Raw genomic sequence first — 12,395 nt, 5'->3', positions numbered from 1 at the left:
CGATGCCGAGCTGCGAGCCCTCGCGGCCGAGGCCCGACTGCTTGACGCCGCCGAAAGGCGCGACCTCCATCGAGATAGCGCCGGTGTTGAGCCCGACCATGCCGAATTCCAGCGCCTCGCCGACGCGCCAGGAACGCCGGATGTCCTGCGTGAAGAAGTAGGCAGCGAGCCCGAACGGCGTGCCGTTGGCGATGGCGAGCGCCTCATCCTCGCTGCGGAAGCGGAAGAGCGGGGCCACGGGGCCGAAGGTCTCCTCGCTGGCGAGCAGCATCTCCGTCGTAGCCTCGCCCAGCACGGTCGGTGTGGCGTATTGCTTGCCGTTCGGCATGGCTGCGGCGCTGGCGAGGCGCCTAGCGCCCTTCGACAGGGCGTCGTCGACATGGCGCTCGATCTTTTCCAGCGCGGCGGCGTTGATCATCGGGCCGATATCGACGCCAGCATCGGTTCCGGGGCCGACCTTCATCGCGTTGACGCGGGCGGACAGCTTCTCGGCGAAGCGGTCGTAGATGCCGTCCTGCACCAGGATGCGGTTGGCGCAGACGCAGGTCTGGCCGCCATTGCGGAACTTGGAGGCGAGCACGCCGTCGATGGCGATGTCGAGATCGGCATCGTCGAAGACGATGAAGGGTGCGTTCCCGCCCAGTTCCAGGCTGAGCCGCTTGATGCTGTCGGAGGCCTGCTTCATCAGGAGCGCGCCGACGCGCGTCGAGCCGGTGAAGGATATCTTCCGGACCGCGAGATTGCCGGTCAGCTCGGCGCCGATTTCGGTCGGCAGGCCCGTGACGATGTTGATCACGCCGGCCGGGATGCCGGCCCGCTCGGCCAGCACGCCGAGCGCGATCGCCGAATAGGGCGTCAGCTCGGAGGGCTTGATCACGACCGTGCAGCCGGCAGCCAGCGCCGGCGCGACCTTGCGGGTGATCATCGCATTGGGGAAGTTCCAGGGCGTGACGATGCCGCAGACGCCGACCGGCTGCTTCAGCACGAGGATGCGGCGGTCGGCGGTGGGCGCGGGAATCGTCGAGCCGTAGATCCGGCGAGCTTCTTCCGCGAACCACTTGACGAAGGAGGCACCATAACGGATTTCGCCGCGCGCCTCGGCGAGCGGCTTGCCCTGCTCGCGGGTCAGGATCAGCGCCAGGTCCTCGATGTGCTCGAGCATCAGCGCATGCCAGGCTTCCAGCAGCGCGGCGCGCTCGGCCGGCGTCTTCGCCCGCCAGCTCTCGAAGGCCGCCGTGGCGGCATCGATGGCGGCAAGGGTCTCAGGCGTGCCGGCATCCGGCACGGTGCCGAGCACCGCCTGGGTAGCGGGGTCGACGACGTCGAGCGTGCGGCCCGAGGCCGCTCCGCTCCACTGGCCGCCGATCAGGCAGGCTTCCCGCACGAGGCCGGGATCGCGAAGGCCTTCGATGGTCATGTCTCTGCTCTCCTGTCAGCCCAGCGCCGCGAGAATGGACGCCGTGATCTCGTTCGTCTTGTGCTTGCCCGGCTCGGTGCCGATGCCACGGGCGGTAGCGGATTCGATCGCAGCCATCACGGCCTTTGCCGCGCCGGCCTCGCCGAGATGGTCCAGCATCATCGCGCCCGACCAGATCGCGGCGATCGGATTGGCGATGCCAAGATGGGCGATGTCCGGCGCCGAGCCGTGTACGGGCTCGAACATCGAGGGCGCATTGCGCTCCGGGTTGATGTTGGCGGAAGCGGCATAGCCCAGTCCGCCCTGAATGGCGGCACCGAGATCGGTCAGGATGTCGCCGAAGAGGTTCGAGGCCACCACGACATCCAGGCTTTCGGGCGCCATGACCATGCGCGCCGCCATGGCATCGATATGGTAGTTCGAAACCTCGACATCGGGATATTCGGCGGCGAGCTTGGCGGTGATCTCGTCCCAGAACACCATCGAGTACTTCTGGGCGTTCGACTTCGTCACCGAGGCGAGTTTCCCGCGGCGCTTGCGCGCCTGCTCGAAGCCGAAGCGCAGGATGCGCTCGACGCCCTTGCGCGTGAAGATCGAGGTTTCGACGGCGACCTCGTCGGCCGTGCCGTTATGGACGCGCCCGCCGGCCCCGGCATATTCGCCCTCGGTATTCTCGCGGATGCAGAGGATGTCGAAGGCGCTCGCCCGCAGCGGCCCCTCGACGCCCGGCAGCAGGCGGTGCGGTCGGATGTTGGCGTATTGCACGAAGGCCTTGCGGATCGGCAGCAGGAGCCCGTGCAGCGAGACCGAATCCGGCACGCGCTTGGGCCAGCCGACCGCGCCGAGCAGGATCGCGTCGAAGCCGCGCAGCGTCTCGATGCCGTCTGCGGGCATCATCGCGCCGGTCTTCTCGTAGAAGTCGCAGGACCAGGGGAAGCTCGTGCCTTCGAGCTTGAAGCCGCCGCCATGTGCCGCGCGGCCGAGCACGTCCCAGGCGGCCTCAGTGACGGCGACACCGATGCCGTCACCCGGGATCAGGGCGATCTTGTAGGATTTCACGGAGGACTCCTCAGAGAGCGATCAGGACGCTTTTCGATTTGCGGTTCGCGAGATAGGCCTCGCGTCCGAGGTCCTTGCCGAGGCCGGACTGCTTGTAGCCTCCCGTCGGCAGAATGTGGTCGCGCGAGCGGCCATAGCGGTTGACCCAGACGGTGCCGGCCTGCAGGCGGTTGACGGCGCGTAGCGCCCGCGAAAGGTTGCGGGTGTAGAGGCCGGCGCAAAGCCCGTAGGTCGGATGGTCGGCGAGGCCGAGCCCTTCCTCTTCCTCTCGGAAGGTCTGGACGGTCAGGACAGGCCCGAAGATTTCCTCGGTCACGGCAGGCGAGGCGGCGTCGACGCCTTCCAGCACGGTCGGTGCATAGAAATAGCCCGCATGGTCGAGGCGTTCGCCGCCGAGCCGGCAGGTGGCGCCGCGCGCCACCGCCGCATCGACGATGCTTTCCATGCGGCCGATCTGCCGCTCCGAGATGATCGGCGAATAGGCGCTCGCCGCATCCCAGGTCGCACCCGGGCGGACGGCACGCATCCGTTCGACGATAAGATCGACCAGTTCCGCCGCAACGCTCTCCGCCACGATCAGACGCGAGCCGGCGACGCAGGCCTGGCCGGCATTGCCGAGGATGCTGCGGGCGATGGCGGCCGCGGCCTGCGGCAGGTCGGCATCGGCGAAGACGAGCTGCGGGCTTTTCCCTCCGAGCTCCAGCGTCATCGGCTTGATGCCGGTGCGGGCGATATTCTCCATGATCGCGGCGCCGGCGGCGGTCGAGCCTGTGAAGCTGACCTTGGCGATATCGGGGTGTCCCGTGATCGCGGTGCCCGTCGTGCGGCCGTCCCCGAGCACGATATTGATCAGGCCCGCGGGCAGCCCGGCCCGCACCGACAGCTGCGCCAGATAGAGCGTCGCGAACGGCGTCATCTCGGAGGGCTTGAGCACCACGGCATTGCCCGCCGCGAGCGCGGGGCCGAGCTTCCATCCGGCCATGTTGATCGGGAAGTTCCAGGGCGTGATGGCCCCGACGACGCCATAGGGCTCGGTCGCGATCATGCCGAAGCTGTCGGAGCCGGTCGGAACGAGATCGCCGCCTTCCTTGTCGGCGAATTCGGCGAAGAAGCGGATCTGCTCGGCCGTCACGGGGACGTCGCCTGCCATGAGCTCGGAGATGGGCCGGGTCGAGGCGATCGCCTCCAGCCGCGCCAGCGTTTCCGCTTCCGCCTCGATGAGATCGGCCCAGCGGTGGAGCGCGCGGGCACGCTCGCGGGGGGCCAGGCGCGCCCAGCCGCTTTGCGCCAGCGCAGCCTTCGCGGCAGCCACGGCACGATCGACGAGGCCCGCATCGGCCACGGGACAGGCCGCAAAGCCGATCGCGTCGGAGGGGCGATGCAGATCGATGCCGTCCTTGGCGTCGACCCATTCGCCGGCAATGAAATGGCCGCGTGGGAGTGTGACCGAAGCGGGATCGAAACTCAGCGACACGGTGCATCTCCGGATGATTGTCGTCCGAGCGTAGCTCCGTCCGGGCCGAAGTTTGCGCCTGTGAGGGCGGCTCGGCCGACCGGAAATCCTGTTTGCAGGGTCCCGGGCGGCCGATTCTTCGGCGTGCTCGGGTCAGCCGACGATCACGTAGATTTTGCGGACGGTCTCGATCGTCTTCCACACGCCGACATAGCCGGGCTTCATCACGAAGCTGTCGCCGGCGCGGAAGATGCGCGGCGGCTGCCCTTCCTCGGTCAGTTCGATGACTCCGGAGACGATGTGGCAGAACTCCATCGTCTCGCCCTTGATCGAGTGGTTCTCGCCCGGCGTCGCCTCCCAGACGCCGGTGCGGACCTTGCCCGAGCCGGCGAGGGATTCGTCCTGAGCCCAGGTCTTGAACGAGGGATCGCCGGAGATCAGGCGGTCCGCAGCAGCCTTGGAGTGCTTGGGCTCGCCGGTGGGAGCTGTGTCGAGCTTGATGCGGAGGGACACGGGATATCCTTTCGTTCGGGGTTGAAGTGGTTCAGTAGCCACGGCTGCGATCGACGAGGCCGATCGGGAGTAGGCCGGAGCGATGACGGAGCAGGTTCTCGATGACGGCCTTGGCCGCCGGTGCGGCCTCGACCTTGCTGGCGATATGCGGCGTCAGGATCACCCCGGGATGGCTCCACAGGCGGTGATCGGCCGGCAGCGGCTCAGGCTCGGTGACATCGAGGACGGCAGCAGAGAGATGACCGTTGTCGAGAGCGTCAAGAAGGGCTGTGTGGTCGAGATGCTGGCCGCGGCCGACATGCACGAGCCCGGCGCCGGCAGGCAGTTGCGCGAAGAGCTCGGCATTGAGAATGCCTGATGTTTCCGGAGTCAGCGGCAGCAGGCAGATCAGGATATCGGTTTCGGCCAGCAGGGTGGCAAGGCCCGCCTCTCCGTGCAGGCAGCGAATCCCGTCGATCGCTCGCGGCGAGCGACTCCAGCCGGAAATCGGGAAGCCGAAGAGCTTCAGGCGCTCGATGACCGCCGAGCCCATCATGCCCAGCCCCAGGATGCCGATCCGCCTGTCCGGGGCGGATACGATATCGTAGGGCTCCCAGTGTGCGGCTCTCTGCTGGGCGAGATAGAGCGGCCATTGTCGGTGCAGGGCGAGCACGCCCAGCGTGACGTATTCCTGCATCATCCGGGTGATGCCTTCCTCGACCATGCGGACGACGAGCACTTCGGCCGGCAAGCCATGGGTGTTCATCTGGTCGATGCCGGCCCCGATCGAGAACAGGATCTCCAGATTGGAGAAACGATCGAGGTTCTCCGGCGCGGTCCAGGTGATGAGGTAGCGGATATCCGCGGGATCGAAGGGATCGCTGCTTCTGATGAAGCGGATATCGGGCAGTTCTTCGGCAAAACGCGCCGCGAACACCCGTGCCCGCTCGTCGGTCGAATTGAAAAGGAAGGCCAAGGCAATCTCCGTGAGACCGGGCGATTAAAGGTTTTCCTGGACGAATTGCGCGCAGAGCCGTTCGAGCATGTCGACGCAGGCCGCGAGCTCGCCGCGGGTGACGTATTCGTCGGGCTTGTGGGCGCGGGCGATGTCGCCGGGGCCGCAGATGATCGCGTCGATCCCCGCAGCCTGGTAGAGCCCGGCCTCCGTGCCATAGCTCACCGCCGCCAGTGGTGCTTCGCCGGTGACCTGGGTCAGCAGCCGGGCGATCGGCGCATCGGCGGGAAGGGACAGCGCGGGATAACTGGCAATAGGCTGCCAGCTCGATTCGAAGCCTTCGGCCCTGAGGCCCGCGAGCGCCTCGCGGACCGGTTCGAGCAAGGCTGCCGGCGCAGCACCGGCGATGGCGCGCGCCTCGATCTCGACGGTGCAGCTTTCCGGGATGATGTTCAGCGCGTCGCCGCCGCGGATGGTGCCGATCTGAACGGTGGAATAGGGCGGCTCGAAAACGGGGTCGAGCGGGCCGCCGCTCAGCGTCGAGGCGGCCATGTCCGCGGCCGCGATCACCCGCCCCATCGCATGAATGGCGTTGAGGCCGAGATCGGGCCGGGACGAATGCCCCGAGCGGCCTTGAACCTCCACGCGCGCGGCGGCCTTGCCCTTATGCGCGAGGATCGGCCGAAGCCCGCTCGGTTCGCCGATCACGGCCGCTGCGGGGAGGGCGCATAGCGAAGGCAGCGCGGCGAGGAGATGGGGAACGCCGCGGCAGCCAGCCTCCTCGTCATAGGAGAAAGCGAGATGGATCGGCCGGGCGGGCTTCAGCGCAATGAGCGACGGGACGATCGCCAGCGCCGCGGCGAGAAAGCCCTTCATGTCGCTCGTGCCGCGGCCGAACAGCTTGTCGCCCTCCGCGCGCAATTGGAACGGGTCGGCGCTCCATTGCGGCTCCTGCGCCGGGACGACGTCCATATGGCCGGACAGGACGAGGCCGGGGAGATCGCGCGGGCCGATCGTGGCAAGGAGATTCGCCCGATCGCCTTCGGGGCCGGGCAGGAGCTGCGCTTCGATGCCGAGGTCGCCGAGATATTGCACGATCCAGCCCGCGATGGCGGCGTTGGGCTGCCCCACCACGGAAGGGAATTGGACCAATGCCTTCAGGATCTCTTCCTGCGCCACGGACGGCTCCGGTTCCAGTTATGCTTGCGGCAGGATAAGCACGGCGTGCCGGTGGTCGGATCGTTTCATTGCCGTCTGACGCAGTTCCCTGCTGAAATGCCCCGGAAGAACGGTGCTTCCTGTTGCAGGATTGGTTTACAACCGATCGGTAACCCGGCCGAAGCCCATGGCCGGGCAGAGCCGTGGATACGGCGGAGGCCGCGCTTTGGAGACGATCGCTCGACTGCATATCGATACGTTCGAGCTCACCTTGCGCGACATCAGGGAGGTCGATCCCAAGCTGCTGCACGCCCTTTCCGTTTCGGTAGGCTGGCCGCATCGGGACAACGACTGGCAGATGCTGCTCGATCTTGGACAGGGACTTGCTGCCGTCGACGAGATCGGGCGGGTTGTCGGAACTGTGATGTGGCTGCGCTACGGCGCTGATTTCGCCATGGTCTGCATGCTGATCACCCTGCCGCGGCTGCAGGAGCAGGGCGCGGGTCGCTGGCTCATGGAAAAGGCGCATGAGCTGAACGAGGGCGCCGTCTTCGGCCTCAACGCGACGCGGGAGGCAAAGCGCCTCTATCGCTCGCTCGGATACGGCTACGAGCAGAAGATTTTGCGCTGCCAGGGAGAGGCGAGGCCGGAGGCGTTCGCTTCCGGAATGGCCATGCATCCGGTCAAGGTGGAGGGGCTGATTCGCGCTGCCGCCGCCAGCGACCGCGAAAGCCTTCTGCGGCTCGACCTTGCCGCGACGGGCTATGATCGCTCTATCGCCTACCAGGCCCTGCTGCCGGTCTCACGCGGGCAGGTTCTCGTTCGGAACGACGAGATCGTCGCCTTTTCCCTGTGCAGGCCCTTCGGCCGGGGGCACGTCATCGGCCCTATCATCGCGGCGAGCGAGGATGATGCGATCGCTGTCTCGCGCGCTCATGTCGTGGCGCATGCCGGGAGCTTTCTGCGCGCCGATACGCCGGCCAGTAACACCGCTTTCACGAATTTCCTGGTCGGGAGCGGCATGCAAATCCACGACAGCGCCACGTCGATGGCGTTCGGGCGAGCACCGTTCAAGCCGTTAACGCCGGCTGGCCCGCGCCGAATCGCACTTGCCAGCCAAGCGATCGGCTAATGCCGTCGTGGGACCGGCTCACCATCCGAAACGTTTGCGAGCGGACACGTTAGTTGGGGTGAACGTTTTGGCGCTAGCCATCTGCGTGTCCTGATCTATCAACCAAGACATAAAGTTAGCATCCGAAGACTGGCGGAAGGGGTGGGATTCGAACCCACGGTGGGCTTGCACCCACGGCGGTTTTCAAGACCGCTGCCTTAAACCACTCGGCCACCCTTCCGTTGTCCCGTCAATGCCGGTCGGGGAGCTGATTTGCAAGCGGAAGATCAGCCCAGGGCTGTATGCGGCACCGATCTGTTTGCATGCCCCGAATGGCCGGTACCTCCGCTCGATGCGGCAGGATGCGGTCATCACTTCTCGGGCCTTGGACCGTGGCCCGATGGCCACGCTGCACAGAAAAATGGCCGGGGTGATCGCCCCGGCGTTGACAGGCGCCGCATTTCGAACACTCCTGTGGCCGCCCAACGGCGCAGGGATGGCCTGTTCAGTGGTCCGCTTTCCGGCGGATTTTAGCGGCTTAACGATCCCTTAATGGAATTGGCCGAAAACTCGGCTCTGCTGCCTATGGCGGCGAGCCGACAGAATGTTTTCGGCGCAGAAAGCGGAATTGGCGGAATGACTCGAGACGCTCGCTTTTCGGCCCGGGAGACCGCTTCCACGATGTCCGGACCGATGACTGCGTCTTCCTCCATGCCCTCTGTCGCCCGCATGGGCTGCGTGATTCTCGTCGGTCTCTTCGCCGCGAACTGCGCCGGCAACCAGGTTGCGGGTCGCCGTTCCAAGGAAATCGGCGCCTTCCCGCAGTCGAAATACGGTGCGGCCAGCCCGCGCGTCGTCGCGGAAGGCGAGGAAGTGCCGAAGGGCGGCGGGCGTCAGCTCGTCGGCAAGGCCTATTCGGTCGCCGGCAAGCGCTATACACCCTTCGAGAAGCCCGTCGGCTATTCGCAGGTCGGTCTTGCCTCCTGGTATGGCGAGGCCTTCCATGGCCGCCGCACCGCCAATGGCGAAGTCTACGATCGCTACAGCGTCTCGGCCGCGCACCCGACCATGCCGCTGCCGGCCTATGCCCGCGTCACCAACCTCCTGAACAACCGCTCGATCATCGTGCGGGTCAACGATCGCGGCCCCTTCCATGGCGGCCGCATGATGGACGTCTCTCAGACGACGGCCGATGCGCTCGCGTTCCGCCATCTCGGTACGGCGCGAATCAAGATGGAGTATCTCGGCCAGGCCTCGCTCGCCGGCTCCGACGACAAGCTCCTGCTCGCCACGCTGCGCACCGACGGTTCGCCGGCCCCGATCCCGGGCACCAGCGCGCGGACGATGGTCGCGAGCGCCGAGCCGGTCGCTACCACGCGCACGCGCAGCGTCGATCTCGACGCGCAGCCGGCAGCCGAGCCGGAACCCGCTCCCCTCGCCACGCCAGTCGTGCAGGCCTATGCCCCGCAGCAGCCGCGTACGATCACGCCCTCGGCGCCTGTCGTCGCGACCTTGGCCTCGAGCGTCTCGACCCCGGTCGACATGGCACCGTCCATGCGCGCCGCGCCGCTGCCGCCGAACCGGCCGTTCGATCTCGACACTATTGCCAACGCTGCCAAGCCCGTCGCGGTTCCTGCGACGCTGCGGACGACCTTGCCGCCGATGCGCGCCAGCCTGTTCGCCGCGCCGGAGAAGGGTGCGGGCGAGCGCCTGGCTAAGACCCATCCGCTCAACAAGCTCGCGCCGCAGAGCCTGCAGTCGCTCGCGCGCAACTGATCTCCAGCTTGACCTGATGGCGGGCGCTCTGCTTCACATCGAAGCATGAGCGCCTTTTGCCGTTTGCCGGGAAGTGCTGTGCCGTTGCTGGTGGCGCGTCGGCTGGTCGCGGGCCTCGTTCTGGGCTTGGGATTTCTCTCGTTCGGCCCCGCCGCTCTGGCTCAAGGCTTCCAGTCACAGGCGCCCTATGCCGTCCTGCTCGATTCGGAGACCGGCGCCGTCCTCTACGAGAAGGCGGCCGACGAATTGATGGTGCCGGCGAGCATGGCCAAGCTCGCGACCGTGCTCGTCGCTTTCCAGGATATTTCTGCCGGCAAGCTGACGCTCGACAGCGAGATCGGGATTTCCGAGAACGCCTGGCGCAAGGGCGGCGGCCCATCGGGCGGCTCGGCGATGTTCGCGATCCTCAACAGCCGGATCAAGCTCTCCGACATTCTGCAGGGTATCATCGTCCAGTCGGGCAACGACGCCTCGATCGCATTGGCTGAGGCCATCGCCGGCGACGAGGCGACCTTTGCGCGGATCATGACGGAGCGGGTGAGGGGGCTCGGTCTGACGAAATCGGTCTTCCGCAACGCGACCGGCATGCCCGACCCGCAGCAGCGCGTGACGGCGCGGGAGCTCGCGCTCCTCGCCGACCACATCATCAAGACCTATCCCGAGCTCTACAAGATCTTCGGCCAGCGCGAATTCACCTGGAACAAGATCCGCCAGCAGAACCGCAATCCACTGCTGACGATGGATATCGGTGCGGATGGACTCAAGACCGGCAATATCGATGAATCCGGCTTCGGCCTCGTCGGCTCCGCCGTTCAGAACGGGCAGCGGCTGGTGATGGTCGTGAACGGCCTCAAGACGGCGCGCGACCGTGCAACCGAAGCCCGCAAGCTGCTCGAATGGGGCTTTCGTGCCTTCGAAAAGCGCCAGCTCTTCGCCGCCGGTGAGACGGTGGGCGAGGCCAGCGTCTATGGCGGCGAGAAGGGCCGCGTGGCGCTGAAAAGCAAAGGGGCCGTGAGCTTGCTGCTGCCGCGCGGCAGCACGGAACGGCTGGCCGCCCGCATCATCTATCGTGGCCCGCTGACCGTCCCCGTCCAGGAAGGCGCCGAAGTGGCGCGGCTCGTGGTGACACGCGGTGACATCAAGACACTGGACATTCCGCTTTATGCAGCCGAGAGCGTGCAGGCCGGGACCTTGCAGAGCCGGGCGCTGGATGCGCTGTTCGAAGCCACGACAGGCTGGGTTCGCAAGGCGCTGAGCCGGAGCTGAACAGGCCATTATGGGCAAGGGACATTTCATCACGCTCGAAGGCGGGGAGGGCGCCGGCAAGTCGACGCTGGCGCGTGCGCTGAGCGAACGCCTTGATGCGGCGGGCCTCAAGGCGCGGACGACGCGCGAGCCCGGGGGCTCGCCGAAGGCCGAGGCCATCCGCGAGATGATCCTGGCCGGGCAGGCGCGCGACTATGGCCCCTTCGCCGAGGCGCTGATGTTCTCCGCCGCCCGGATCGACCATATCGACAGCCTGATCCGCCCGGCGCTGGATCGCGGCGAATGGGTCATCTGCGACCGCTTCATCGATTCGACGCGGGTCTATCAGGGCGTGCTCGGCCATCTCGACAAGGCCGTGCTGGCGGAGCTTGAGACCGTGACGATCTCCGGCCTGATGCCGGAATTGACGCTGATCCTTGATCTCGATCCCGAGATCGGACTGGCCCGGGCCGCGAAACGCCGCCGGCCGGGCGAGGCGGTCGACCGTTTCGAGGGCGAGACGCTGGCCTTCCATCGCAATCTGCGCCAAGCCTACAGGGATATCGCGAGCGCCGAACCGCAGCGCTGCGCCGTGCTCGATGCGACGCTGCCGCCCGAGGCGCTCGCCGAGGCGGCGTGGCATATCCTGCGCGAGCGCCTGCCCCTAGATCATCGCGCATCCTATCGGACGCGATAACGATGATCTATCACATTGTTATCGCATCGGATTTGTTCGAAAAGTGGATTCCACTTTTCGGTCCGATGCCATAGACCCGGACACCCGATGCTAGCGACCAGCGACGAACCCGACCGGCTGCCGAGCGCGCCGCATCCGCGCGAGACGCTGGCGCTTGTCGGCCATGCCGCGCGCGAACGGACCTTCCTCGACGCACTGGCATCCGGCCGCATGCACCATGCCTGGCTGCTCGGCGGCCCGGAGGGCATCGGCAAGGCGAGCTTCGCCTATCGGGCCGCACGCTTCCTACTCGCCGCGGGCGATCCGCAGGCGAGGGCGGCCCGGAGCGCCTATCTCGCCATGCCGGAAAACGATCCGGCGACACGGCGGGTGATGGCGCAGTCCCATCCCGACCTGCATGTGCTGCGCCGGATCCCGAAGCCGGACGGCAAGAGCTACACCAGCAACATCCCGGTCGATTCGATCCGGCGCGTGATCGACCGCTTCGGATCGAGCGCGGCTGAGGGCGGCTGGCGCGTCTGCATCGTCGACTCGGCCGAGGACATGGAACGCTCGGCCGCCAACGCCCTGCTCAAGCTTCTGGAGGAGCCGCCGCCGCGTGCGCTGTTTCTGATCGTCGCCCACGCGCCGGGGCGGATGCTGCCGACGATCCGCTCGCGCTGCCGGTTGCTGACCTTCGAGCCGCTCGCCGAGGCCGATGTCGCCGAAGCCGGCCGGTTGGCACTGGAGCGCATGGAGATGCCCTTCGACGATTCAGCCCTGCGCCGCGCCGCGAGTCTCTCCGAAGGTTCGGTGCGTCGCGCGCTGACCTATGTCGATCCCGAGACGCTGGCCCTGGTCGAGGCGGTGAGGGCGCGGCTCGATGCCCTCCCGCAGATCGATCTCGCCGCGCTCATGGCGCTCGCCGAGGATGTCGCCGGCAAGGCCGGCGAGCGCGATTTCGCGGTGATGATCGAGACCATCCAGGGCTGGATCAGCGACCATCTCCACGCGCATGCTGCGGCGCAACCGGCGCGCCTTGCACCGCTGGCG

Annotated in this window: 11 protein-coding genes and 1 tRNA gene; 5 read left to right on the top strand and 7 right to left on the bottom strand. The window is 66.9% G+C overall.

Going from position 1 to position 12,395, the window contains the following annotated elements; genetic code table 11:
* The 6 genes from Q0Q36_RS24000 to argE form a co-directional block, all read right to left on the bottom strand.
* The coding region (locus Q0Q36_RS24000; protein WP_293802232.1) for an NAD-dependent succinate-semialdehyde dehydrogenase at positions 1–1,411 on the bottom strand (1,411 nt) is incomplete at its 3' end.
* Between the two features lie 21 nt (positions 1,412–1,432).
* Positions 1,433–2,476: a tartrate dehydrogenase gene (locus tag Q0Q36_RS23995; RefSeq protein WP_293802226.1), complete on the bottom strand. Its 1,044-nt coding sequence runs from the start codon at positions 2,474–2,476 to the stop codon at positions 1,433–1,435.
* Positions 2,477–2,486: 10 nt separating this feature from the next.
* The gene (locus tag Q0Q36_RS23990) at positions 2,487–3,950 is read right to left on the bottom strand and encodes an aldehyde dehydrogenase family protein (RefSeq protein WP_293802224.1); all 1,464 of its coding nucleotides are present in this window, start codon (positions 3,948–3,950) and stop codon (positions 2,487–2,489) included.
* 132 nt (positions 3,951–4,082) lie between these two features.
* Positions 4,083–4,442 carry a cupin domain-containing protein gene (locus tag Q0Q36_RS23985; RefSeq protein ID WP_293802222.1) on the bottom strand — a complete coding sequence of 120 codons (360 nt, stop codon included), beginning with the start codon at positions 4,440–4,442 and terminating at the stop codon, positions 4,083–4,085.
* Positions 4,443–4,473: 31 nt separating this feature from the next.
* On the bottom strand, positions 4,474–5,397 hold the full coding sequence (locus tag Q0Q36_RS23980; RefSeq protein WP_293802220.1) for a glyoxylate/hydroxypyruvate reductase A: 924 nt from the start codon (positions 5,395–5,397) through the stop codon (positions 4,474–4,476).
* 24 nt (positions 5,398–5,421) lie between these two features.
* Positions 5,422–6,555, bottom strand: coding sequence for an acetylornithine deacetylase (gene argE / locus Q0Q36_RS23975; protein ID WP_293802218.1), 1,134 nt, complete (start codon positions 6,553–6,555; stop codon positions 5,422–5,424).
* A gap of 166 nt (positions 6,556–6,721) precedes the next feature.
* Here argE and Q0Q36_RS23970 point away from each other — a divergent pair, with 166 nt between their 5' ends.
* Positions 6,722–7,666 (top strand): GNAT family N-acetyltransferase, encoded by a 945-nt coding sequence (locus Q0Q36_RS23970; RefSeq protein WP_367187197.1) that lies wholly within the window; start codon positions 6,722–6,724, stop codon positions 7,664–7,666.
* A 130-nt stretch (positions 7,667–7,796) separates the two neighbouring features.
* On the opposite strand, the gene Q0Q36_RS23965 is transcribed toward Q0Q36_RS23970, so the two are convergent.
* Positions 7,797–7,886: transfer RNA gene (locus tag Q0Q36_RS23965), tRNA-Ser, on the bottom strand.
* Between the two features lie 440 nt (positions 7,887–8,326).
* Here Q0Q36_RS23965 and Q0Q36_RS23960 point away from each other — a divergent pair.
* The 4 genes from Q0Q36_RS23960 to Q0Q36_RS23945 form a co-directional block, all read left to right on the top strand.
* Positions 8,327–9,421 (top strand): septal ring lytic transglycosylase RlpA family protein, encoded by a 1,095-nt coding sequence (locus tag Q0Q36_RS23960; protein WP_293802216.1) that lies wholly within the window; start codon positions 8,327–8,329, stop codon positions 9,419–9,421.
* 90 nt (positions 9,422–9,511) lie between these two features.
* Positions 9,512–10,687, top strand: coding sequence for a D-alanyl-D-alanine carboxypeptidase family protein (locus Q0Q36_RS23955; protein WP_293802228.1), 1,176 nt, complete (start codon positions 9,512–9,514; stop codon positions 10,685–10,687).
* 10 nt (positions 10,688–10,697) lie between these two features.
* Positions 10,698–11,363, top strand: a complete 666-nt coding sequence (tmk, locus tag Q0Q36_RS23950) for a dTMP kinase (RefSeq protein WP_293802214.1) — start codon at positions 10,698–10,700, stop codon at positions 11,361–11,363.
* An 87-nt stretch (positions 11,364–11,450) separates the two neighbouring features.
* Positions 11,451–12,395 (top strand): DNA polymerase III subunit delta' (locus tag Q0Q36_RS23945; RefSeq protein WP_293802212.1); only part of this gene is annotated, 945 nt, incomplete at its 3' end.

The sequence above is a fragment of the uncultured Allobosea sp. genome (assembly GCF_945957345.1).
Classification (GTDB): Bacteria; Pseudomonadota; Alphaproteobacteria; order Rhizobiales; family Beijerinckiaceae; genus Allobosea.
Note: the sequence above shows the minus strand (reverse complement) of the source record. Positions and strands in the feature narration are given on the sequence as shown.

What these genes read in the sequence shown, in the direction of transcription:
- Q0Q36_RS23960 (WP_293802216.1), top strand. Translation starts at nt 8,327, where the DNA reads ATGTCCGGACCGATGACTGCGTCTTCCTCCATGCCCTCTGTCGCCCGC.
- tmk (WP_293802214.1), top strand. Translation starts at nt 10,698, where the DNA reads ATGGGCAAGGGACATTTCATCACGCTCGAAGGCGGGGAGGGCGCCGGC.
- Q0Q36_RS23970 (WP_367187197.1), top strand. Translation starts at nt 6,722, where the DNA reads ATGGCCGGGCAGAGCCGTGGATACGGCGGAGGCCGCGCTTTGGAGACG.